This is a genomic window from Streptomyces sp. CG4 (assembly GCF_041080655.1).
Taxonomy (GTDB): domain Bacteria; phylum Actinomycetota; class Actinomycetes; order Streptomycetales; family Streptomycetaceae; genus Streptomyces.
In genome coordinates, this window is record NZ_CP163525.1 from 3,520,011 (window position 1) to 3,542,919 (window position 22,909).

The window sequence follows — 22,909 nt, forward strand, 5'->3', positions numbered from 1 at the left end:
CCGATGACCAACATCAGTCGGCATCGCTTGGGCAACGCGCGCGAGCAAAACCACTCAATTCGGGGATGTGGCTGCGATACTGCGCCACCGCACGGACACCCGCCGGCCGACTCCGCTCCGGTTTTCTTTGACGCAGGTCACACGTGCGCTCCGGCCCTTGGCCGGCGATCTCCGCCATGCTGTCCTTCACACAGGGACGTACTGAGCGGTACGTCATCCCGATACCGGAGGGGATGCGCCATGGCCGACACCGTGCTCTACGAGGTGAGCGACGGACTCGCGACGATCACGCTGAACCGCCCCGAAGCGATGAACGCGCTGAACATCGCGACCAAGGTCGCCCTCCGTGAGGCGGCGGAATCCGCGGCCGGGGACACCGCCGTACGGGCGATCCTGCTGACCGCGGCCGGGGACCGGGCGTTCTGCGTCGGCCAGGATCTCAAGGAGCACATCGGGCTCCTGGCGGCGGACCGGGAGACCGGGTCCGGGCAGACCATGTCCACGGTCAAGGAGCACTACAACCCGATCGTGAAGGCGCTGGCCGGAGCGCCGAAGCCGGTGCTCGCCGCGGTGAACGGCGTCGCGGCCGGAGCCGGCTTCGGCTTCGCACTCGCCGCGGACTACCGGCTGGTCGCCGACACGGCCGCCTTCAACACCTCCTTCGCGGGCGTGGCGCTGACCGCCGACTCCGGCATCTCCTGGACCCTGCCCCGGGTGATCGGCCCGAGCCGCGCGGCCGACCTGCTGCTCTTCCCGCGCAGCATCAGCGCCCAGGACGCACTGGAGCTGGGCATCGCCAACCGGGTCGTACCCGCCGCCGAGCTGCGCGCCGAGGCCGAGAAGACGGCGCGGGCCCTGGCCGAGGGGCCGACGGTGGCGTACGCGGCGCTCAAGGAGGCGGTGGCCTACGGGCTCTCGCACTCCCTCGCCGAGACCCTGGAGAAGGAGGACGAACTGCAGGCCAGGGCCGGGCAGTCCGAGGACCACGCGATCGCCGTGCAGGCCTTCGTGAACAAGGAGAAGCCGAAGTACCTGGGCCGCTGAACCCGTCGGCCGGCCGGATCCACGGCGTGATGAACCGTGATGAACAGGGCCTGCCCGCCCCGCCACGCCCGTCGACCGGCCGGCCCCAGGAACCTAGGGCGCGATGAGTAGCGCCTCCGCGCCCACCGGCCGGTAGCCGGCCGCCTGGAAGGCGCGCACGCTCCGGGCGTTGCCGGCGGCCTGCTGCGACCAGACCCACTCCCCCGCGGGTACGAGGTGCCGGGCGGCCGAGGCCAGGGCCCGGCCCAGGCCCCGGTGCCGTACGTCCTCGTCGACCTCGATCGCCGTCTCCCAGCGGCCCGCCACGCCCCGGCCGAGGACGAGCACCCCGCCCTCCGTCGCCCAGACGCGCACGTCGTCCCGGCGCCCCCGCGCACTACGCACGCGCGGATGGTCCGGGTCGGCCAGTTCCCGCAGCTCCAGCGAGGGTGGGCCGGGCAGCGCCCCCGCCACGGTGAGCAGGTCGACGGTGTCGGTCGACCGGCCCGTGCGGTCCAGGAACGCGGCCAGGAAACGAGGGTTCATCGCGGCCGCCAGCTCGTCGCAGTCGAGGGAGGCGAGCGTGCTCCGCACCCACTGCGGATCCTCGTCGGTGAACACCACCGAGTGCGCGGTGAACGCGATCACGCCGGCGTCGCGGTGGCTCGGCTGCGGCACCACGGTCGTACCGCCGTCGGGCGGCGGGAAGTGCCCGCGGGCCGCCGCGTCGAGGATGCCGGCCAGAGCGGCAGGGGTCATGGCGGTCAGGAGCCGGCCCTTCTTGCCACGCATGCCTCCAGGTGGTCGTTGACCAGGCCGCACGCCTGCATCAGGGCGTACGCGGTCGTCGGGCCGACGAATCTGAGGCCCCGTTTCTTCAGGGCCTTGGACAGGGCCGTCGACTCCGGGGTCACGGGCGGGATGTCGGCGGCGGTCTTCGGGACCGGACGGGTGGCCGGGTCGGGCGCGTGGGACCAGATCAGCTCGTCCAGCTCGCCCTCGGCCCAGTCGGCGAGCACGCGCGCGTTGGCGAGCGTGGCGTCGATCTTGGCGCGGTTGCGGATGATGCCCGGGTCCGCCAGCAGGCGCTCGCGGTCCTCGTCGGTGTACGCGGCGATCTTCTCGATGCGGAAACCGGCGAAGGCCGACCGGAAACCCGGGCGGCGGCGCAGGATCGTGATCCAGGACAGGCCCGACTGGAAGGCCTCCAGGCTGAGCCGCTCGAAGAGGGCGTCGTCGCCGTGCACCGGGCGGCCCCACTCCTCGTCGTGGTACGCCACATAGTCCTCGGCCGACAGGGCCCAGGGGCAGCGCAGCGCGCCGTCGGGCCCGGCGACGGCGGCTCCGTCGCTCATCGCTGGTCCTCCGGGTGCTCGGGCTTCTCCATGTGGACGTGTGCCGCCGCGGCTCTGGCTCCGGCCAGTGCCGACTCCAGGTCGGCGATCCGGGCGTCCCGCTCGGCCAGTTCGGCGCCGAGCCGGCCGAGGGCGTCGTCGACGTCCGCCATGCGGTAGCCGCGCGGGGCGACCGGGAAGCGCAGGTTCTCCACGTCCGCCCGGTCCACCGGGCGGTCCGGGGGCAGCGGGTCCTGCAGCCGCTCCGGCGCCACCTCGGGCAGCGGGGCGCTGTCGCCGCCGCCCACCACGGCGAGGGTCACCGCGGCGACCACGACGGCCAGCGCGACGACCAGGAACAAGAACATCACCATCGCCAGGGGTCCCCACGCTCTCTGCCGGACGCACTACCGGACGTCGAAATGTATCCGCTGAATCTCTTGACTCTTTCAGGGTCCGATCGTGCCATGCGGGTCTGACACTAACGGTCTCAGGCGCCCGTACCGCGGGACGTCCAGGGAGGGGTCACAGCGGATGCTCAGGCTGCGCAGACGGGAGTTCGGACCCCAGGAGCCGGTGATCATGGCGATCGTGAACCGGACTCCGGACTCCTTCTACGACCAGGGGGCCACCTTCCTCGACCAGCCCGCCCTTGCGCGGGTGGAGGAGGCGGTGGCCGAGGGGGCCGCGATCATCGACATCGGCGGGGTGAAGGCCGGGCCGGGCGAGGAGGTCACGGCCGCTGAGGAGGAGCGGCGCACGGTCGGCTTCGTGGCGGAGGTACGGCGGTGCTTCCCGGACGTGATCATCAGTGTGGACACCTGGCGTGCCTCGGTCGGCGCGGCGGTGTGCGAGGCGGGGGCGGATCTGCTGAACGACGCGTGGGGCGGCGTCGATCGGGGGCTGGCGGAGGTCGCGGCGCGGTACGGGGTGGGGCTGGTGTGCACGCATGCGGGGGGTGCGCTGCCGCGGACGCGTCCGCACCGGGTGACGTACGACGACGTCATGGCCGACATCCTCGCGGTGACCCTGGGGCTGGCCGAGCGGGCGGTGACGCTCGGGGTGCCGGCGGAGTCGGTGCTGATCGATCCCGGGCACGACTTCGGGAAGAGCACGCGGCACAGCTTGGAGGCGACCCGGCGGCTCGGCGAGATGGTCGCCACGGGGTGGCCGGTGCTGGTGTCGTTGTCCAACAAGGACTTCGTGGGCGAGACCCTGGACCTGCCGGTGAAGGAACGTCTGATCGGTACGTTGGCGACGACCGCGGTGTCGGCGTGGCTCGGGGCGCAGGTGTATCGCGTGCACGAGGTCGCCGAGACCCGCCAGGTACTGGAGATGGTCGCGTCGATAGCGGGCCACCGGCTCCCCGCGGTGGCCCGCCGGGGTCTGGCCTGACCCCCAGGGGCTCCCCCCGGGGTCAGTGCGGCGCCGGATGCCGGAGGGCGGCGGCACACGCTCCGTGCTAGCGGGCCGCCTCCTTCGAGACCAGGGCCACCGCCTCGTCCACGTCGTCCGTGACGTGGAAGAGGAGGAGGTCCTTCTCGGCGGCCTTGCCCTGGGCGACCAGCGTGTTCTTCAGCCAGTCCACCAGGCCGCCCCAGTACTCGCTGCCGAAGAGGACGATCGGGAAGCGGGTCACCTTCTGGGTCTGGACCAGGGTCAGCGCCTCGAAGAACTCGTCGAGCGTGCCGAGGCCGCCGGGCAGCACCACGAACCCCTGCGCGTACTTCACGAACATCATCTTGCGGACGAAGAAGTAGCGGAAGTTGAGCCCGATGTCGACGTACGGGTTCAGCCCCTGCTCGAAGGGCAGTTCGATGCCGAGTCCGACCGAGACACCGCCCGCCTCGCACGCGCCCTTGTTGGCCGCCTCCATCGCCCCGGGGCCACCACCGGTGATCACCGCCCAGCCCGCCTCCACCAGGCCACGGCCGAGCCGCACCCCCGCGTCGTACTCCGGCGAGTCCAGCGGAGTCCGGGCCGAGCCGAACACGCTGATGGCAGGCGGGAGTTCGGCCAGTGTGCCGAAGCCCTCGATGAACTCCGACTGGATGCGGAGCACCCGCCAGGGGTCGGTGTGGACCCAGTCCGTGGGGGCGCGCTCGTCCAGCAGGCGCTGGTCGGTCGTACTGGGGGTCACCTGTCCCCGCCGCCGGAGGACCGGTCCGAGCCGCTGCTCGTCCGGCGGGATCTTCTTCCCCTCGGGGTTCCCGGTAGCCATGTGCGCTCCCTCCGTCTGCCAGTCGTTCCACCTCAGCGTAGATCCACGCAGGTTACGGAGGGGGTACATGCGCATGTCCCCCATGCGTGCGCCGTGCGGGATCCTTACGCCGTCAGCCAGTCCCGCAGGCGTTCCTCGCCCGCGAGGATCTTCGCCGTCTCCACCCGCTCGTCGCGCCTGTGGGCCAAGTGCGGGTTGCCGGGGCCGTAGTTGACCGCCGGGACGCCGAGCGCGGAGAAGCGGGAGACGTCGGTCCAGCCGTACTTGGGCTTCGGGGTGCCGCCCACCGCCTCGATGAAGGCCACCGCGGCCGGGTGGGAGAGACCGGGCAGCGCACCGGGGCTGTGGTCGTCGACCACGAACTCCGTCACATCGCAGTCCGCGAACACCTCGCGGACGTGCGCGATCGCCTCCTCCTCGGTGCGGTCGGGGGCGTACCGGAAGTTGACCTTGACCACGCACTCGTCGGGGATGACGTTGCCGGCGACCCCGCCGCTGATGCCGACCGCGTTCAGGCCCTCGCGGTACTCCAGCCCGTCGATCAGCGGCCAGCGCGGCTCGTAGGCGGCGAGGCGGGCCAGGATGGGGGCGGCGGCGTGGATGGCGTTGGAGCCCATCCAGCCGCGCGCCGAGTGGGCCCGCTCGCCCTTGGTCTTCAGCAGCACCCGCAGGGTGCCCTGGCAGCCGCCCTCGACCTCGCCGTCGGAGGGCTCCAGCAGGACCGCGAAGTCGCCCCGGAGCCATTCGGGATGGGCCTCGGCGACGTGCCCCAGACCGTTGAGCTCGGCGGCGACCTCCTCGTTGTCGTAGAAGACGAAGGTCAGGTCGCGGTTGGGGGCGGGGACCGTGGCCGCGATGCGCAGCTGCACCGCGACGCCCGACTTCATGTCGCAGGTGCCGCAGCCCCACAGCACGCCGTCCGCGTCCAGGCGCGAGGGCACGTTGTCCGCGATCGGGACGGTGTCGATGTGGCCGGCCAGGATCACGCGCTCGGCGCGGCCCAGGTGGGTGCGGGCGATCACGTTGTTGCCGTAGCGGTCGACCGTCAGGTGCGGCAGGGCGCGCAGGGCGGTCTCGATCGCGTCCGCGAGCGGCTTCTCGCTGCCGCTCTCGGAGGCGAAGTCCACGAGCCGCGCGGTGAGCGCCGCGGCATCCAGCGTGAGGTCAAGCGAGGTGTCGGCCATGGCTCCGACCCTAGCGCGCCACCCGCCGAGGCCGGGGGCGCCGCCGCCCGGACCGGGGGGTAAGCGCTGTCCGGCGGCCCGCCCGGTGAGGGCCCGGCGGGCCTCCAGTACCTTGTAGGAGTGCCAGAGCCGTCCCCCACCCGTCCCAAACGTCGCGGCCGCCTCTTTCGTTTCGGCGCGGCCCTGTTGGTCCTGTGCGGTGTCGCCGCGTACCTCGTGGTGCAGTACGTCACCGGCGGCGGAGCGCGCGGCTGCAAGGTGGTGTCGTCCTCGGGCGACGGAACGTCGTACGAGTTCACGCCCGAGCAGGCGGTGAACGCGGCGACGATCGCGGCCGTGGGCACCGGGCGCGGGATGCCCGAACGGGCCGTGACGATCGCGCTGGCGACCTCCCTGCAGGAGTCGGGGCTGCGCAACATCGAGCACGGCGACCGGGATTCGCTGGGCCTGTTCCAGCAGCGGCCCTCGCAGGGCTGGGGCACCGCGCAGCAGATCATGGACCCGGCGTACGCGGCCGGCATCTTCTACGCGCACCTCGCCAAGGTGCCGGGCTACGCCGATCTGCCGCTGACCGAGGCGGCCCAGGAGGTCCAGCGCAGCGGCTATCCGGAGGCGTACGCCAAGCACGAGCCGGATGCGACGCTGCTGGCGGCGGCGCTGACCGGGCGTGCGGCGGCCACGCTGACCTGTGACGGGCGCCAGGAGCCCACGGACTCGGCGACGGGCCCGGACGCGGTACGGGCCGCGCTGGTACGGGACTTCGGGCGGGACGCGCTGCAGGAGACCGGTGCGGAGGTGGGCGGCACGCCCGTGCCGTCGCCGTCCCCCTCGCCGAGCGTGACCGCGACCGCGCAGGGGCAGACCGTGACCGTGCCGGTGCCGCAGGGCACGAAGGTCGATGCGATCGGGCGGGGCGAACGGGAGCGCGGCTGGCAGGTGGCGCAGTGGGCCGTGGCCAACTCCTCGGCGCTGCACATCCAGCGGGTGTCGTACGCGGGCCGGGAGTGGACGGCCGGCAACGGCGGCCAGTGGAAGCCGGCCTCGTCGGACGGGGCCGACGGTGCGGAGACGTCCGCGGGGACCGTTCGGATCGTGACCGGGCAGTAGACCGGACAGTAGTACGGGAACTCACCCCGGCAGGTGATGCGACGACGGGCGGGCCCACCGCACGGGCGGGACGCGCGCCGTCGCCAAAATCCCTTGGAAATCAAGGGCCGTAAGGATTCTGCAGGATTTCCGGGAGACGTTCTTTGCCCGTTTTTATCCCCACCTGATAATGCGATGCGTTATCCATTCTTTACCTGGGGCGTCCGCAACCTTCGCGGGCTTCGAGCGGTAGTCACGGCGTCCGAGCCCGGAGCCGGGTCCGGACACAGACACCGTTCTCTCCCATCGAATGGAGCATCATGTCCCTCCCTCTGACCCGCCGGATCGCCCGTGCCGCGCTGCTCGTCGCAGCGGGAGCGGCAGCCGGGGTCGGTGCGGCCGGCTCCGCCGGTGCGGCCACTAACCTGCCGGCGGCGGCCCCGAACCTGAGTGGTGTGACCACCCCGGACGCGACGACTGTCGGCACCGTTGGCGAAGCCGCGCAGAACGTCAGCTCGGTCGCGACCACCACGGGCGGCAACGCGGTCGGGCACACCCTGCCGGGCGTGACCAAGGCCAGCAGCAGCACCCTGAACAAGACGACGCCGGTGGCGGGGAAGGCCGCGGGGCAGACGGCCAGGACGGCGGGCAGCGTCATCGGGGACGCCGCGAGGACCGGGGCGCCGGAGCTGCCGTCGGTGCCGGGCGGGGCGCTGCCGCTCGGCTGAGCGGATGAGCGTCCGGCGGTGACCGCCGACGGGGTCCAGGGAGTTCCCTGGGCCCCGTTTCCTTGTGCCGCACGCGGCACGGGAGTACGCCAGCGATCAGCCAGTGATCAGACCGTCAGGCGGGACACCGCCGCCTGGACGCGTTCGTCCGTCGCCGTCAGGGCCACCCGTACGAACTGTTCGCCCGCCTCGCCGTAGAAGTCGCCCGGGGCGACGAGGATGCCGAGGTCGGCGAGGTGGGCGACGGTGGTCCAGCAGGACTCGTCGCGGGTGGCCCAGAGGTAGAGGCTCGCCTCGCTGTGCTCGATGCGGAAGCCGTGGCCGAGCAGGGCCGCGCGCAGGGCCGCGCGGCGGGCGGCGTAGCGCTCGCGCTGGACGCGGACGTGCTCGTCGTCGCCCAGGGCCGCCACGACGGCCGCCTGCGTCGGCGCCGAGGTCATCATGCCGCCGTGCTTGCGGATCTCCAGCAGCGGGCCGAGGACGGCCGGGTCACCGGCGATGAAGGCCGCGCGGTAGCCCGCCAGGTTGGAGCGCTTGGAGAGGGAGTGGACGGCGACGATGCCGTCGTAGGAGCCGCCGTTGACGTCCGGGTGCAGGACCGAGACCGGGTCGGCCTCCCAGCCCAGTTCCAGGTAGCACTCGTCGGAGAAGAGCAGGACGCCGTGGGCGCGGGCCCAGGCGACGATGTCCGTCAGCTCCTGCTTCGAGAGCACCTTGCCGGTGGGGTTGGAGGGCGAGTTCAGCCAGAGCAGCTTCAGGTTCGCCGGGTCCAGGTCGCGCGGGTCGTCGTAGACCTCGTGGTCCGCGCGGGCCAGGCGGGCGCCGACCTCGTACGTCGGGTAGGCGAGGCGCGGGTAGGCCACTGTGTCGCCGGGGCCGAGGCCCAGCTGGGTCGGCAGCCAGGCCACCAGTTCCTTGGAGCCGACGATCGGCAGGACATGGCGGTGGGTGAGCTCACGGGCGCCCAGGCGGCGCTCCAGCCAGCCGGTGATCGCGTCGCGCAGCGCCGGGGTGCCCCAGACGGTCGGGTAGCCCGGTGAGTCGGCCGCGTCGATCAGGGCCTTCTGGATCAGCTCGGGCACCGGGTCGACCGGGGTGCCCACGGACAGGTCGACGATCCCGTCGGGGTGCGCGGCGGCCGTCTTCTTGTACGGCTCCAGCTTGTCCCAGGGGAAGGTGGGGAGCCGGTCGGAGACTGCGGACACGGGAATCAGGCTCACTTTCGTACGGTGCGGCAAACGCCTCGGTCCCGTGCGGCGGTGATCGGGGTGATCGGGCCGTACGGGACCGAGGCGGCGCGCTCGCGGGCGGCCGCTTGGCTCTTAGACGGTCACTCGCCCTGCGGCGGCAGCGCGGCGATGAAGGGGTGGTCGCGCTCGATCAGCCCCAGCTTGCTGGCGCCACCGGGAGAGCCCAGCTCGTCGAAGAACTCGACGTTCGCCTTGTAGTAGTCCTTCCACTCCTCCGGAGTGTCGTCCTCGTAGAAGATCGCCTCGACCGGGCAGACCGGCTCACAGGCACCACAGTCGACGCATTCGTCCGGGTGGATGTACAAGGACCGGGAGCCCTCGTAAATGCAGTCGACCGGGCACTCCTCGATGCACGCCTTGTCCTTGACGTCGACACAAGGCTGCGCGATGACGTAGGTCACGCTGTCGTTCCTCCTCGATAGGGCGCTGGCGGGCCTCCTCAGGCTCCGCCGCCTGGCGCGCGGGAGCGCGGCGTCGTCGATGCCCGCCCCTAGTATCTCCGTTCCGGGGCATGATCCATACAGGAGGGGTGAACTGACCAGTGGAAATATCGGCGGCAGGGCGGCTGGAAGTCCGGATCACCCCGGCTGACGTGGGAAAACGTGTCTCCGTACGGCGCTTGAGCGAACCTGGAACGGCGAAGGAGAAGTTCACCGACACGGTGGGTGTTCTCACATCATGGGATAATGGCGTGCTCATGATCACACGACGGGACGGGCGAAGTGTCCGAATCGCCGAGTCTGCCCTGGTCGCGGGCAAGGTCGTACCGGCCGCTCCGGCACGCCGCCGCGGGCCCGCCGCCTCGTACGACGAACTCGCGCGGGTCACCTCCCGCGGCTGGCCACCGCTGGAGACCGAGCGGCTCGGGGAGTGGGAGCTGCGGGCGTCCGGCGGGTTCACCCGGCGGGCCAACAGCGTGCTGCCGCTCGGCGACCCCAGTCTCCCCCTCGACGCGGCCCTCACGGTCGTACGACGCTGGTACCGCGAGCGTGGCCTGCCCGCCTACGTCCAGCCGGCCACCGGGGCCGAGGGCACGCAGGAGCTGCTCTGCGCGGAGCTGGAGCGACGCGGCTGGGTGCGGGAGGTGACCGCCGAGGTGTGGACCGGTGCCCTGGCGCCGGTCGCGGACCTGGCCGAGGGCGCGGGCGTGACCCTCTCCCGGCGGGCGGACGAGGCCTGGCTCGCCCGGTACCAGCGCAAGGGAGTGAGCGAGGTGGCCCTGCGGGTGCTCGGCGGCGGCCCGTCGGTGTGGTTCGCGACCATGCCGGGGGCGGAAGGTGAGCCTCCGGCGGCGATCGGGCGGTGTGTCGTGGACGGGCGGTGGGCCGGGTTCGCCGCGGTCGAGGTGGATCCCGTGCGGCGCCGGCAGGGCCTCGCCACGGAGGTGATGGCCGCGCTCGCCCGCCGGGCGCTGGCCGAGGGCGCGTCGGCGGCCTGGCTGCAGGTCGAGACGGACAACGAGGGCGCCCGCGGCCTGTACGCCCGCCTGGGCTTCGCCCCGCACCACAGCTACCACCACTACCGGGAGCCGGACGACTCCGGCCTGGCCCCGTCGTAGAACCGTCGTGGAAGGGCATGAGCCTCGCATGCGTCACCCGTATCTGCCGCCGCCGTATCCGCCCCCGCCGGAGCGGTCGGCCGAGCTGCGCCGCCGGTTCGCCGAGGAGGCCCGGTCCGAGCGGCCGGACCTGTCGGCGCTGTGCCTGCTGATCGGCGCCGTGGCGGACGGCTCGCTGGACGAGGCCGGGATCGATGCCGCCCAGCTGGAGCTGGACCGGCTCGCGGGCGAGCTGCCGTACCGGCCGGGCGGGCCGCACGCATGGGCGGAGGCCGTACGACGGCTGCTCGGAGCGCGCTACGGCTTCCACGGCACACCCGGCGACTACCAGCGGCTGGAGTCCTCCCTGCTGCACGAGGTGCTGCGGCGCCGACGCGGGCTGCCGATCCTGCTGTCGGTGGTGTGGCTGGAGGTCGCACGGCGGGCGGGAGCGCCGGTGTACGGGGTCGCGCTGCCGGGGCACTTCGTGGTGGGGTTCGGGGCGGCGGACGAGCAGGTGCTGGCCGATCCGTTCGACGCGGGGCGGGTGCTGACCGGCACCGATGCGGAGATGCTCGTGGTGGGGGCGACGGGGGCGCCGCTGGACGCCGCCATGCTGGAGCCGGCGGCGCCGCTGGAGGTCGTCCAGCGCATCCTGAACAACATCCGCGCGTGGGCCGCCGCCCGGCCCGAACGGTCGGATGTCGCCCTGCGGGCCGTGGAGTTGGCGCTGCTGATCCCCGCGCATCCGGCCCGGCTGCGGTACGAGCACGGGCAACTGCTCGTGCAGCGGGGCGAGTTCGTATCGGGTGCGGAGGAACTGGACGCCTATGCCGACCTGATCGAGGTCGTCGACGAGTCCGCGGCGCGGAAGGTGCGGGAACAGGCGCACACCGCTCGCGCGATGCTCAACTGAAGCCCCGGTCCGCCTACAGCCAGCCCTTCTCCCGCGCGATCCGCACCGCCTCCGCCCGGTTGCGTACCGCCAGCTTCTGGATCGCCGTGGAGAGGTAGTTGCGGACCGTGCCCTGGGAGAGGTGCAGGGCCTTGGCCAGCTCGGCGTTGGTGGAGCCGTCGGCCGCCGCGCGGAGCACCTCGCGTTCGCGTTCGGTGAGGGGGTTGGCGCCCTCGGCGAGCGCGGCGGCGGCGAGCGTGGGGTCGATGACCCGCTCGCCGGACAGCACCTTGCGGATCGCCTCGGCGAGCTGGGCGGCCGGGGCGTCCTTGACGAGGAAGGCGTCGGCGCCGGCCTCCATGGCGCTGCGCAGATAGCCGGGGCGCCCGAAGGTGGTCAGGACGACCAGTTTGACCTGCGGGAACTCCCGGTGCACCTGGGCGGCCGCCTCGATTCCGGTGCAGCCGGGCATCTCGATGTCGAGCAGTGCCACGTCCACGCCGTGCGCGCCGACGGCCGCCAGTACCCGGTCCCCGCGCGCGACCTGGGCGACGACCTCGATGTCGTCCTCCAGGCCGAGCAGCGCGGCCAGGGCCTCGCGGACCATCGACTGGTCCTCGGCGAGAAGGACCTTGATCGTGCTCGTCATGCCCCGGATCCTACGTGCCCCGAAGTGGCCGTAGGTACGTGGGCGACCAGCCGGAATCCATGCCTGACCCGGCCCGCCTCCAGGGTGCCGCCCGCCTTCTCCAGACGCTCGGTCAGCCCGGTCAGACCGTTGCCCGGACCCTTCCCCGAGCCGCCGGATCCGTTGTCCTCGACGCAGAGTTCGAGCATCGGGCCGTCCAGGGTCTGGCGGTGCGTGAGCCGGATCAGGCACTTGTCGGCGCCGCTGTGCCGGACCACGTTGGTGACGGCCTCGCGCAGCGCCCAGGCGAGCGCGGACTCGGACTCCTCGGGGACGCCGGTGAGGTCGGGCTCGGCGGGCACGTCGGCGGTGACGCCGGCGGCGGTCAGGGCGACCTGGGTGCCGGCGAGTTCGGCGGCCAGCCGCGGGCGCCGGTAGCCGGAGACGGCCTCCCGGACGTCGACCAGGGCCTGCCGGCTGACCTGTTCGATGTCGGCGACCTGCTGGGCCGCCTTCTCGGGCTGGTCGGGCAGCATCCGGCCGGCCAGCTCGCTCTTCAGCGTGATCAGGGAGAGCGAGTGGCCCAGCAGATCGTGCAGGTCGCGGGCGAGCCGCAGCCGCTCCTCGTTGGCCGCGAGATGGGCCACGGTGGCCCGGGCCTTGCGCAACTCGATGGTGGTGCGGACGAGTTGGCCGACGCCGACCATCGAGAACCCGATCATCACGACCAGGAACAGCAGCCCGCGGGCCTCCTTCTCGCTGGAGTGCAGACCGACGAGGTACATCGCCGCGCCCGACACCGGGATCGCCCAGTAGGCCGCCCGGACCGGCAGGGTCGCCCCGCAGGCCACCGAGAGGTAGACGAACAGGCCGAGCCAGGCGCTGCCGAGGCTGTAGGCCAGCGCGGGGGCGAGCACGCCGAGGATCGTGATCATCGAGACGGTCAGGCGCGGCGAGAACGGCCGGCCCATGCGGCGGAAGACCAGCGAGAGGTAGACACCGACGAACGCCGCGAGGCCGAGGGCGCCGGCGACGGTGGCGCCCGTGGTGTGGCGGCCGCTCGTGAGGTCGCTGATCGGCGAGCTGAGGAAGATCAGCCAGACGCCGATCCACAGCATCTTCACCAGCAGCTCGCGCCGGTTGCGGGGCGGCCGGCCCATGGGGGTGTCCCCCGCGGCTGTGGCCGTCTGGTCTTCCGTCATCGCGCTCACGCCTTCAGCGTGTCCTTCCGGTACAGCCAGGCCGCACCGCCCGCGAAGAGAACGAAGTAGACGGCGAGGATGGCGACGTCCGTCGCGCTGGGAGCCTGGCTCTGTTCGATGGCCCGTCCCAGTGCAGCGTACGCGTGGGTGGGCAGCCACTTCGCGATGTCCTGGAGGACCTTCGGGAAGGTGGTGGACGGCATCCACAGACCGCCGAGGATCGACAGACCGAAGTAGACGATCATCGTGATCGGGCGGACCGCGTCACCGGAGGCGACGTAGCCGATGGCGACGCCGAGCGCGGCGAAGACGAGGCTGCCGGCCCAGATGACCCCGGTGAGGGCGAGCCACTGCCAGGCGTCCAGGTGGACGTGCTTGACCACCGCGGCGACGAGGAACACCACGATGATCGACGGCAGGCTCACCACGGCGGCGCTGGCGGTCTTGGCGAGGACATATCCGCGGCCGGGCAGCGGGGTCAGCCGCAGCTGCCGTACCCAGCCGCTCTCGCGCTCCTTGGCGATGCGCTCGCTGTTGCCCATGAGGACGGCGGTCAGGGCGCCGAAGGAGGCCATGGAGACCATCAGGTAGGTGGCGACGGTCAGGCCGGTGCCGTCGACCTTCTGGTCCGAGCCGGAGCTGCTGGAGAAGATCAGGTAGATGAACGAGGGGTAGAGCACCGAGAAGAACAGGAACTTCTTGTTGCGCAGGACGCGGGCCAGTTCGAGCTTGATCAGGGCGTTCATGACTGCTTGGCCTCCTCGGCCTCCGTGATGGCGACGAAGGCCTGCTCCAGACCGAGGCCGGCGACTTCGAGATTGCGGGGGAAGACACCGAGGCCGTACAGGGCGTGGACGGTGGCGTCGGCGTCGGACGACTGGATGCGGACGGTGTGCCCGGAAATATCGATCGAGGTGAGGAAGGGCAGCCCGCGCAGGGCCGTCTCCTCGATCTCGCCCTCCAGGTCGAAGGAGACCCTGCGGGCGCCCGCCTTGGCCTTGATCTCGGCGGCGGTGCCGTCGGCGAGGAGCCGGCCGCGGTGCAGCACCAGGACCCGGTCGGCGATGGCGTCGGCCTCTTCGAGGTAGTGGGTGGCGAACAGGACGGTACGGCCCTGGTCGGCCTGCTCCCGCATGGTGGCCCAGAAGGCCTGGCGGGCGGAGACGTCCATGCCGGTGGTCGGCTCGTCCAGGATGATCAGGTCAGTGTCGCCGGCCGTGGCGAGGGCGAAGCGGACCCGCTGGGCCTGGCCGCCGGAGAGCTTGTTGACCTTGCGGTCGGCGATCTGCGCGATGCCCGCGCGGGCCATGACGTCGGCGGGCTTGTACGGCTTCGGGTGCAGCGAGCAGCCCAGCTTCACCAGCTCGGCCACGGTGACCTCGTCCATCAGGCCGCCGCTCTGCAGCATGGCCCCGACCCGCCCGGCGGCGATCGCCTCGCGCGGGGTGCCGCCGAAGAGACTCACCGTGCCGCTGTCGGGGTTCTTGAGGCCGAGGAGCAGATCGAGGGTGGTGGACTTGCCGGCCCCGTTCGGGCCGAGCAGGGCGACGGTCTCGCCGGGGTGCAGCCGGAGCGAGATCCCGTCGACGGCCCGCACATTGCCGTAGGTCTTGGTCACCTGGTCGAAGCCGACCACCGGGGTGGTGGTGGCCGGTGCCGCAGTTGTCGTCATGCCCTCCATGCTGGCGGCGAGGGCCCTTGACCGGGCAGTGTCGGCGGTCCTCAGTGCCGGATGACAGATGTCATGCGGATCGGGTGACAGGCATGCCGAAGGGGGCGCCCGCCGAACGACGGACGCCCCCTTTCGGCCAGGACTTCTCTCGGCTACGACTTTTCTCGGCTACGTCGGGTTCGTGGAGATGACCGCGACCCGGTTGGTCCTGCTGATCAGGGCCTGGCGGAGGGCGATGTAGACCTCCTGCGGGGTGACCGGTGTCTTCTTGCCGTTGGCGCGGGTGATCAGTACGCCGTCGAAGGTCCCGCCGTAGAGCTGCTTCAGGGCGTTCAGGTCGGGCTTGTCGACCAGCTTGCCGTCCGCGGTGGGCACCACCTTGAGGAACTTCCAGAGCGATTTCGCCGGGCTCATCACCACCACGTGCCCCGCGCCCGCCGACACCGTCACCTTGCCCGACATCGCCGGCTCCGCGAACTTCTTCATCTCGTCGTCGACCGCCGCATTCGACACCGTCGGCTGCTTGGTGGTCGACGGGACGGTGACCGCGGACGCCGTGCCCGTCTCCACCATGTGGCGGTAGGCCTGTTCGACCGCGTCGGTCGACTGGCTCGCGTCGATGGCCTTGCCCGCCTTGCCGTAGACGGCGACGGCCTGGCCGGGCTTGAAGTCGATGCCGCCCTCGACGACCGAGCCGGAGCCGCCGCCGGTCTGCGCGAGCGCGGCTTGCAGCTTCTCCTCGTCCACCGGCATGTCGGGCTCGATCACGCGCTTCTGCCCGAAGAGGGAGCCGACGACATGGACCGGGTTGTAGTCGCTGGTCGCGGCCTTGCTCACGGTGGCCTGGAAGTCGAACTGCAGACCGGCGTTCTCCGGGGTGAGGGTGACCGTCTTGCCGCCGACGGCGAGCTGCAGCGGCTTGTTGACCCGGCTGCCGAAGGCGTCGTCGAGTTTCTTGACGGCGTCGTCACGGGTGCCGCCGCCGATGTCGACGCCGAGGACCGTGGTGCCCTTGGGGACGTCGGTGTGGTTCATCAGCAGTCCGGCGCCGTAGGCACCGCCCACGACGACGACCACGCCGACGCCCAGCAGCACCAGCTTGCTACGGCCCTTCTTCTTCGGCTTGGCCTGCGCCTTGGGCGCCGTGGCGGCCGGCTCCGGCCTGGCCGGGGTCTGGGTGGCCGGGCCGTCGGAGGAGCCGCTGCCGAACGGGGAGGGGCCGGCGCCGGGGACGACCGGGATGCCGCTGGTGACGGTGTGTCCGGAGACATTGTCGGGGCGGAAGGCGGGCGTGCCCGGTTCGGGGGCCGGCTTCTGCGGGGTGAGGATCGCGGTGTCGTCGCTGAGGCCGCCGCCGGGGCCGAGACCGGTGGGGCCGCTGCCGGAGCCCGGACCGGTGGGGCCGACCGGGCCGCTCGGGCCGGCGAAGGGGGCGGCGGGCGACGGGGCGAGGGGGCCGTCGCCGGTGACCGGGCCGCTGGTGGGGCCGGCCGGGCCGCTCGGGCCGCCGGGTCCGCCCTGGCCGCGCGGGCCGTTGAAGCCGCTGGGACCACCGGGGCCACCGAGACCGCCGAGACCGCCGAGCCCGTCCGCTCCGCTCGTGCCCGCCGTACCGCCGAAGCCGTCGGGACCGCTCGGGCCGCCCGCGCCGGGGCCGGGGAAGCCGTTGTGGGCGTTCCCGCCCGGGGCGCCCGTACCGCCGAAGCCGTCGGGGCCGCTCGGGCCGGCCGTGCCCGTGCCGCCGAAGCCTTCCTGCCCGGCGTTCTCCGAGAAGTACGGCAGGTCGTCGCGGCTCGGCTCGCCGCCGGACGCGCCGGGGCGGGAGCCGCCGCCCAGCGGGCCCGCGGCCAGTGCCTCGGTCACGTCGAAGGAGCCGGTGCCGCCACCGTGCCCCGGGGCGACGGGGCCGCCGGTGGCGCCGGGCAGGCCCTTGCCGTTCGTGGTACCGGAGCGGGACGCGCCCGGGACGCTCATGGAGCCGACCACACCGCCGGGACGGCCACCGCCAGGGCGTGCGCCGGTGCCACCGGGGCTGCCGGATGCTCCCGAACCACCCGTACGGGTGCCCGTTACGCCGGAAGCGGGGGTGGATCCGCCAGAACCACCGGAACTGCCGGAAACGCCCGAACCACCCGGCATTCCGGCCCCGTTCGTGCCCCCGCCGCCCGGACCGCCCTTGCCGCCGCCGGACTTGCGGGGCGCGAACCAGTCGCTGGTCTTCTCCTCGGCCTGGGCCGCCGGCTCCGCGGCGGGCTCGGCGGGGCGCGGAGCCGCACCGTCGGCGGAGGGGCGCGGGTCGCCGGCGGGCGCCTCTTCCCGGGCGCCGTCGGAATCCCCGACGGGCTTGCGCACGACGACCGGCGGGATGGGCCGGGATCCGGGGATGTTGATCCGGATCCGGGTCGTCAGCGTGGTCTCGGTCTTCTTCTCCTCCGGTCGCGTGGCCGAACGGCCTGCGTCCGTAGCGTCGTCGGAAGCCATGGGGGTCCCGTACGGCGGCGTGCCGGAGGGGTATGCGGCTCCGCCGCGCCCGTTGGGCCCGGAGGACGGAGTGTCAGTTTCACGACTCAAGGCAGGTTCTCCCAGTTGGCTCCACCGCCCGTTACGACCTGACTGCTCGGGCGGCTCGGCGGCGCGCACCACCATACTGGCCACTTCTGGCGCTTATCCCAGGACCGCCGAGGAAACCCACACCGGACTCGCACGCGCGCCGTATGGCGAAGTGGTACGTCACTTGCCAAGTCGGGCAGCACCGTCACGAGGTTGCCGCCCGGCACCGACGGTGGCGCAGATCACAGCGAGAGCCATGCCGCCGAGCAGAAAGAGATAGGAGCTGCCTCCGGCGGCGAACAGGAAGTCGCCTTCGGGGCGCGCCGTGGTGAGCAGGATGACGGCGACGATCCAGCCCACCACCGGTGCGACCGCCCCGCCCCGGCCGCGGGTGACGTACGCCCCACCGAGGAACAGCCCCGCCGCGCCCGCGAGGGCGAGCAGCAGCCCGCCGGGGAACCAGGCGGCCTGCACCAGGGTCCCGGCGAGACCGACGACGGCACCGAGCAGGAAGAGTCCGGCATAAGCGACGACCCGTGCGGCCGACGGCCGTTGCAACGGCTGGGCGAGCAGCGAGCCCGGTCCGGAGTTGCTCATGAGGCCTCCTCGATGTCGACGCCGGAGCCGATGCCGGGTCCGGGTCCGGACCCGATGCCGGGTCCGAGGCCGACTCCGGCGAACAGGTCGGTCTCCCCGGGCTCGGCCGTACCGCGCACCAACTCGTAGTACTCGGTGGTGAACAGCGGCTGGGCGAGTTCGTTGGAGAGCGCGAAGTACGGCTCGGCCACGTCGATCTGGGTGGCGTGGGCGCGCATCGCGGCGGCCTTGGCGGCGGCGAAGGCGGCGCCGTCGACGCTGGTGGTGACCCGCTCGTCCTCGACCACACCCGGAACGTCGGCCACGGACGCGCTCTTGTCGAACGGCAGCGCGGACAGCTCGTCCTGGAGCCGCTCGAAGGCGGCCTCGGCGACGGAGCGCGGGACGCGGTTCCAGTAGACCTTGTCGATCCGGTGCCCGCGCCGGTCCGCCAGCTCCACGGCACGCATGGCGACGCGGTGGGCCTGGATGTGGTCCGGGTGGCCGTAGCCCCCCTGGTCGTCGTAGGTGACGAGCACCTGCGGCCGGACCTCCAGAATCACCTCGGCGAGGTGGCCGGCGGCCTGGTCCAGATCGGCCTGCCAGAAGCACCCGGGGTCGTCATTGTCCGGAATGCCCATCATCCCGGAGTCCCCGTACCGGCCCGCCCCGCCGAGCAGCCGGGCGTCACTCACGCCCAGCGCGCGCACGGCCTCGGCCAGTTCCCCGCGCCGGTGCAGGCCCAGCGCGGCACCCGTCAGATGCCGCAGCCCGGGCGGGATGACCTCGCCGCGCTCCCCGAGCGTGCAGGTGACCAGGGTCACGTGCACACCCTCGGCCGCGTACCGGGCCATCGTCACGCCGTTGTTGATCGACTCGTCGTCCGGGTGCGCGTGCACCAGCAGCAGACGCCGATCGGGCAATTCCGTCATGGGGACCACCCTACGAGGCCGCTCCCTCCTCCACGCCACGGCTCGCGTCCTCGCGGGGCGGTTTCGGACGTCGCGGCAACGGACGCTCACGCCGACGCCGGATGCGCGGGCTCGCTTCCTGTCGTACGCGCGCGCCGGCCGACCAGCGGTCCGGCGAGCAGGACGCCGGCGGCCACGTACACGTACCAGAGGTGGCGGGGGTGGACGACGGCGGAGAACAGCGCCGAGCCGATCACTCCGCCCAGGTGCTGGGTCGCGATGAGGGCCGCCGACGCCCCACCGGAGTGCCCCGGGGCGAGGGCGTCGGTCGCGACGGCGAAGACCAGCATGAAGGCGATGCCGAGGCCGAAGCCGATGACGAACAGGGCGGGCAGGTCAGCCGCGGCGCCTCCGTCCGGCGCCCCGCCGGACAGGATCATGGTCAGGTAGCGGCCGACCAGGGCCACGACGAGGGGGTCGGTCCAGCCGGCCCGCGCGCCCTGGCCCAGGCCGTAGGTGAGCCCGGCGACTCCGGCGAGGCCGAGCACCGTACCGAGTACGTCGAAGCGGGCGCCGGGACGGACCGAGCCGTCGCGCACCAGGGTGACCGTGCCGACCAGGGCGAGCACGGCCGGCGGAACGGCGGCATAGAGGCAGATGCGCCAGCTCAGCGCCTCCAGCAGCCCTGCGTCCGGCAGCGCCATGAGTGCCGCTCCGCCGACGCCGAACGCGGCATGGTTCCCGAACGCCCTGCGGCGTTCCCGCGGATCGGTGAAGCCGGTGCTCACCAGGGCGAGCAGGGACGGTGTGATCAGCGCGGCGGAGACGCCCTGCAGGGCGCGGGCGGACATCAGCCGGCCCGCATCGGTGGCCGTGCCGCCGAGCAGGGCGGCCGGCACGGATCCGACCAGGCCGGTGATCAGTGTCCGTCTGGGCCCGATGCGGTCCGCGAGCTGCCCGCCGAACAGCAGCAGCCCGCCGAAGAAGAGGCCGTGGACGACCGGCAGCGCGGCCGGGCCCGTGGGTCCCAGGTGCACTTCACGGTCGAGGAACAGCCATGCCGTCCCCAGGTTCGCTTCGGGCACCAGCGCCGCCGGCCCCCACCAGCGCCTCGGGTGCGGACCCGAGGGCGAGACGGCATGCGGGGCGGGAGACGGCGTCAGGGTGTACGCGGGCGGCGCAGGCAGCGGAGCCGGCGGCCCGGGCTCCGGCCGGGACCGGGTCTGCCGGAGCGCGATACGCGGGTCCGGCTGGGCGGCCGGGGCGTCCGCGACCGGCTCGGCGCGGGGTACGGAGGCGAAGTCCAGCAACTGGGCGGCGTGGCAGCCGAGTTGGACCAGTACGGCCCCCGGCGGGCGGCGGCCACTTCACGGGCGAGGCGTCTGCGGAACTCCTACGGGCCCCTGCGGGTCGGGTCACCGGCGAGCAACTGGTCCACGACTGGCAGGACTGGAAGACAGTGCAACTATCCAGACGGGCGCGAGGCCCTCTCCGAACTTGGCTCCGCCGACCCGGAACTTGACGCCGCCGGCTCAGAACTTGATGCTGCCGATCATGCTCGCGACGTTCGTCGTGAGTTGACTGATCGTGGGCGCGATGGTCGACGAGGCGAGATAGAAGCCGAGCAGGATGCAGATCACGGCATGGCCGCCCTTCAGTCCCGACTTCTTGATCAGCAGGAAGACGATGATCGCCAGCAGCACCACCGCCGAAATCGAGAGTGCCACGGCGGCTCACCTCCAAAGATCGCCAGATCTAGATCAGTAGAGCAAATCCATGCAGACGCCAGCAGGTTCATACCCACACAGCGGTAGTGATCATAACTATCCGTGCTCGCGCATCGCGCGGCGCACGGCCGCACAAGGGGGCGCATGGCCAATATGGTCGGGGTATGACGACCGAGTCTGACTCCTTCCCCCGTCGGCACGCCAGGACCCAGCGGTTCACGCTCGGCGCGCCGCGTGCGTTCACCGTGGCGCCCGACGGTTCGCGGGTCGCGTTCCTGCGCTCCGCCTCCGGCACCGACCGCGCCAACTCCCTCTGGGTCATGGACCTTCCGGAGGGCACGGAACGCCCGGCGGCCGATCCGGGCGCGCTGCTCGGCGGCGCCTCCGAAGAGCTCTCGACCGAGGAGCGGGCGCGCCGGGAGCGCAGCCGGGAGGGAGGTGCGGGCATCGTCGGCTATGCCACCGACACGACTCTGGAGTTGGCATCTTTCGCCTTGTCAGGGCGGCTTTTCACGGCCGAGCTGCGGGCCGGCACGACGCGTGAACTCCGGGTCCCGGGACCGGTGATCGACCCGCGCCCCGCCCCCGACGGCCGGCACATCGCGTACGTCGCGCGGGGTGCGCTGCGGGTCGTGGGCGCCGAGGGCGAGGACGACCGGGCGCTCGCCGAGCCGGAGTCGGAGCAGGTCACCTATGGCCTCGCGGAGTTCATCGCGGCCGAGGAGATGCAGCGTTCGCGCGGCTTCTGGTGGGCGCCGGACGGGCGCCGGCTGCTCGTGGCGCGCGTGGACGACACGCCGGTACGGCGGTGGTGGATCGCGGATCCGGCCCGTCCGGAGCGTGAGCCACTCAACATCGCGTACCCGGCGGCGGGTACGCCGAACGCGGACGTGCGGCTCTTCGTGGTGGGCCTCGACGGGGCGCGCACGGAGGTGGCGTGGGACCGGTCCCGCTTTCCCTATCTGGCCCATGTGCACTGGTCAGAGGCGGGTGCACCGCTGATCCTCGTGCAGGCGCGGGACCAGCGCAGCCAGCTGTTCCTGGCGGTGGACCCGGACACGGGGGCCACCCGGATGGTGCACGCCGACGAAGATCCAAGTTGGCTTGAATTGTTCGCTGGAGTGCCCTGCTGGAGCCCCTCCGGACAGCTTGTCCGCATCGCGGACGAGGGTGGCGCCCGGGTGCTGACGGTCGGCGAACGGCCTTTGACCAGCGGCCAGTTGCAGCTGCGGGCGGTGCTGGACGTGGGTCCGGAGGACGTACTGGTTTCCGCCTCGGCGGGCGAGGAGGCCCAGGAGCCCGAGATTGGCGAAGTCCATGTGTACCGGGTGAACGAACTGGGCGTGGAACGGGTGTCGCAGGAGCCGGGGGTGCACACGGCGGTACGGGCCGGGGGCGTTACGGTACTCGTGTCCGCGACGCCGGACCGGCCGGGCACCCGGGCCCAGGTGCTGAGTGACGGAAAAGCGACGGCAACTGTCCGGTCGTTCGCCGAAGATCCCGGTTTGTCCCCACGAGTGACCCTCACTCAAGGGGGCGCACGCCGAATTCCGTGCGCCGTGCTTATGCCACGGGACTACCCCGGTGACACTCCCCTGCCCGTCCTCATGGACCCCTACGGCGGCCCGCACGGCCAGCGGGTGCTCGCCGCGCACAACCCCCACCTCACCTCGCAGTGGTTCGCCGACCAGGGGTTCGCGGTGGTCGTGGCCGACGGGCGGGGCACGCCGGGATCCTCGCCGGCCTGGGAGAAGTCGGTCCGGGACGAGCTGGCGGCCGTCGTACTCCAGGACCAGGTGGACGCGCTGCACGCGCTCGCCGAGCGGTTCCCGCTGGACCTCGGCCGGGTGGCGATCCGCGGCTGGTCCTTCGGCGGCTACCTGGCGGCGCTGGCGGTACTGCGCCGCCCGGACGTCTTCCACGCGGCGGTCGTCGGCGCCCCGGTCACCGATCTGCGGCTGTACGACACCCACTACCAGGAGCGCTATCTCGGCCTCCCGGACGAGCAGCCGGAGGTCTACCGCCGCAACTCGGTGATCGACGACGCGGGCCTGGTCGACCCGGCCGAGCCGCACCGCCCGATGATGATCATCCACGGGCTGGCGGACGACAACGTCGTCGTCGCGCACTCCCTGCGGCTGTCCTCCGCGCTGCTCGCCGCGGGCCGCCCGCACGAGGTGCTGCCGCTGTCCGGGGTGACGCACATGACCCCGCAGGAGACCGTCGCGGAGAACCTGCTGCGGCTGCAGCTGGACTTCCTGCGGCGTTCGCTGCCAGACGGGGACAAATGACCGCCAACTGCGTTAACACACCGGCAACTTCGCCGAAGTGGTACCGATATACGGACACGGGAGGCTGATCAGCGTACGGCCGTGCGGGTGCCGT

The 22,909-nt window shown here is 72.3% G+C and carries 23 protein-coding genes; 7 read left to right on the plus strand and 16 right to left on the minus strand.

Going from position 1 to position 22,909, the window contains the following annotated elements; all coding sequences use genetic code 11:
- Positions 1-240: 240 nt before the first annotated feature.
- Positions 241-1,044, plus strand: a complete 804-nt coding sequence (locus AB5L52_RS15845) for an enoyl-CoA hydratase-related protein (protein ID WP_351034562.1) — start codon at positions 241-243, stop codon at positions 1,042-1,044.
- 93 nt (positions 1,045-1,137) lie between these two features.
- Here the strand turns inward: AB5L52_RS15845 and AB5L52_RS15850 are convergent, their stop codons facing one another.
- Genes AB5L52_RS15850 through AB5L52_RS15860 form a run of 3 tightly spaced genes read right to left on the minus strand, consistent with a single transcriptional unit; the run spans position 1,138 to position 2,731 of the window.
- Positions 1,138-1,815: a GNAT family N-acetyltransferase gene (locus AB5L52_RS15850; protein ID WP_351034564.1), complete on the minus strand. Its 678-nt coding sequence runs from the start codon at positions 1,813-1,815 to the stop codon at positions 1,138-1,140.
- Positions 1,788-2,378, minus strand: coding sequence for a DNA-3-methyladenine glycosylase I (locus tag AB5L52_RS15855; RefSeq protein WP_369364603.1), 591 nt, complete (start codon positions 2,376-2,378; stop codon positions 1,788-1,790). Before AB5L52_RS15855 ends, AB5L52_RS15850 begins: the two co-directional genes overlap by 28 nt.
- Positions 2,375-2,731 (minus strand): DivIVA domain-containing protein, encoded by a 357-nt coding sequence (locus tag AB5L52_RS15860; RefSeq protein WP_351034570.1) that lies wholly within the window; start codon positions 2,729-2,731, stop codon positions 2,375-2,377. The genes AB5L52_RS15855 and AB5L52_RS15860 overlap by 4 nt, the downstream gene beginning before the upstream one ends.
- A gap of 160 nt (positions 2,732-2,891) precedes the next feature.
- On the opposite strand from AB5L52_RS15860, the gene folP reads away from it, so the two are divergent.
- Positions 2,892-3,752 carry a dihydropteroate synthase gene (gene folP / locus AB5L52_RS15865; protein WP_351034572.1) on the plus strand — a complete coding sequence of 287 codons (861 nt, stop codon included), beginning with the start codon at positions 2,892-2,894 and terminating at the stop codon, positions 3,750-3,752.
- A gap of 67 nt (positions 3,753-3,819) precedes the next feature.
- Here folP and AB5L52_RS15870 read toward each other — a convergent pair whose 3' ends face one another.
- Positions 3,820-4,578, minus strand: a complete 759-nt coding sequence (locus AB5L52_RS15870) for a TIGR00730 family Rossman fold protein (protein WP_351034574.1) — start codon at positions 4,576-4,578, stop codon at positions 3,820-3,822.
- A gap of 104 nt (positions 4,579-4,682) precedes the next feature.
- Positions 4,683-5,762 (minus strand): succinyl-diaminopimelate desuccinylase, encoded by a 1,080-nt coding sequence (gene dapE / locus AB5L52_RS15875; RefSeq protein WP_351034576.1) that lies wholly within the window; start codon positions 5,760-5,762, stop codon positions 4,683-4,685.
- Between the two features lie 120 nt (positions 5,763-5,882).
- Between dapE and AB5L52_RS15880 the strand changes: the two genes are divergently transcribed.
- Together AB5L52_RS15880 and AB5L52_RS15885 are read left to right on the plus strand one after the other, a co-directional pair.
- A complete protein-coding gene (locus tag AB5L52_RS15880) occupies positions 5,883-6,869 on the plus strand; it encodes a heavy metal transporter (RefSeq protein WP_351034579.1) in 987 nt (328 codons plus the stop codon).
- A gap of 299 nt (positions 6,870-7,168) precedes the next feature.
- Positions 7,169-7,576, plus strand: a complete 408-nt coding sequence (locus tag AB5L52_RS15885) for an ATP-binding protein (RefSeq protein ID WP_351033121.1) — start codon at positions 7,169-7,171, stop codon at positions 7,574-7,576.
- Between the two features lie 107 nt (positions 7,577-7,683).
- On the opposite strand, the gene AB5L52_RS15890 is transcribed toward AB5L52_RS15885, so the two are convergent.
- On the minus strand, positions 7,684-8,781 hold the full coding sequence (locus AB5L52_RS15890) for a bifunctional succinyldiaminopimelate transaminase/glutamate-prephenate aminotransferase (protein WP_369364611.1): 1,098 nt from the start codon (positions 8,779-8,781) through the stop codon (positions 7,684-7,686).
- Between the two features lie 125 nt (positions 8,782-8,906).
- Entirely contained in the window at positions 8,907-9,227 is a 321-nt protein-coding gene (fdxA, locus tag AB5L52_RS15895; protein WP_053758679.1) for a ferredoxin, read from the minus strand.
- A 140-nt stretch (positions 9,228-9,367) separates the two neighbouring features.
- On the opposite strand from fdxA, the gene AB5L52_RS15900 reads away from it, so the two are divergent.
- Together AB5L52_RS15900 and AB5L52_RS15905 are read left to right on the plus strand one after the other, a co-directional pair.
- Positions 9,368-10,384, plus strand: a complete 1,017-nt coding sequence (locus AB5L52_RS15900; protein WP_369364614.1) for a GNAT family N-acetyltransferase — start codon at positions 9,368-9,370, stop codon at positions 10,382-10,384.
- Between the two features lie 28 nt (positions 10,385-10,412).
- The gene (locus AB5L52_RS15905; protein WP_351033114.1) at positions 10,413-11,279 is read left to right on the plus strand and encodes a transglutaminase-like domain-containing protein; all 867 of its coding nucleotides are present in this window, start codon (positions 10,413-10,415) and stop codon (positions 11,277-11,279) included.
- A gap of 13 nt (positions 11,280-11,292) precedes the next feature.
- Here AB5L52_RS15905 and AB5L52_RS15910 read toward each other — a convergent pair whose 3' ends face one another.
- The 9 genes from AB5L52_RS15910 to AB5L52_RS15950 form a co-directional block, all read right to left on the minus strand.
- Positions 11,293-11,907 (minus strand): response regulator transcription factor, encoded by a 615-nt coding sequence (locus AB5L52_RS15910; RefSeq protein WP_351033112.1) that lies wholly within the window; start codon positions 11,905-11,907, stop codon positions 11,293-11,295.
- Complete coding sequence (locus AB5L52_RS15915) at positions 11,904-13,088, minus strand: sensor histidine kinase (RefSeq protein ID WP_369368887.1); 1,185 nt, start codon at positions 13,086-13,088, stop codon at positions 11,904-11,906. The genes AB5L52_RS15910 and AB5L52_RS15915 overlap by 4 nt, the downstream gene beginning before the upstream one ends.
- 5 nt (positions 13,089-13,093) lie before the next feature.
- Entirely contained in the window at positions 13,094-13,834 is a 741-nt protein-coding gene (locus AB5L52_RS15920) for an ABC transporter permease (RefSeq protein WP_351033110.1), read from the minus strand.
- Entirely contained in the window at positions 13,831-14,760 is a 930-nt protein-coding gene (locus tag AB5L52_RS15925) for an ABC transporter ATP-binding protein (protein WP_351033108.1), read from the minus strand. Before AB5L52_RS15925 ends, AB5L52_RS15920 begins: the two co-directional genes overlap by 4 nt.
- Positions 14,761-14,928: 168 nt before the next feature.
- On the minus strand, positions 14,929-17,331 hold the full coding sequence (locus AB5L52_RS15930; protein ID WP_351033107.1) for a hypothetical protein: 2,403 nt from the start codon (positions 17,329-17,331) through the stop codon (positions 14,929-14,931).
- Between the two features lie 159 nt (positions 17,332-17,490).
- Entirely contained in the window at positions 17,491-17,907 is a 417-nt protein-coding gene (locus AB5L52_RS15935; RefSeq protein WP_351033106.1) for a DUF6113 family protein, read from the minus strand.
- Positions 17,904-18,818 carry an N-acetyl-1-D-myo-inositol-2-amino-2-deoxy-alpha-D-glucopyranoside deacetylase gene (gene mshB / locus AB5L52_RS15940; RefSeq protein ID WP_351033104.1) on the minus strand — a complete coding sequence of 305 codons (915 nt, stop codon included), beginning with the start codon at positions 18,816-18,818 and terminating at the stop codon, positions 17,904-17,906. The genes AB5L52_RS15935 and mshB overlap by 4 nt, the downstream gene beginning before the upstream one ends.
- An 86-nt stretch (positions 18,819-18,904) precedes the next feature.
- A complete protein-coding gene (locus AB5L52_RS15945) occupies positions 18,905-20,107 on the minus strand; it encodes an MFS transporter (protein ID WP_369364624.1) in 1,203 nt (400 codons plus the stop codon).
- Positions 20,108-20,329: 222 nt separating this feature from the next.
- Complete coding sequence (locus AB5L52_RS15950; RefSeq protein ID WP_023546985.1) at positions 20,330-20,524, minus strand: hypothetical protein; 195 nt, start codon at positions 20,522-20,524, stop codon at positions 20,330-20,332.
- 164 nt (positions 20,525-20,688) lie between these two features.
- Between AB5L52_RS15950 and AB5L52_RS15955 the strand changes: the two genes are divergently transcribed.
- Entirely contained in the window at positions 20,689-22,815 is a 2,127-nt protein-coding gene (locus tag AB5L52_RS15955; RefSeq protein ID WP_351033100.1) for an alpha/beta fold hydrolase, read from the plus strand.
- Positions 22,816-22,909 lie beyond the last annotated feature (94 nt).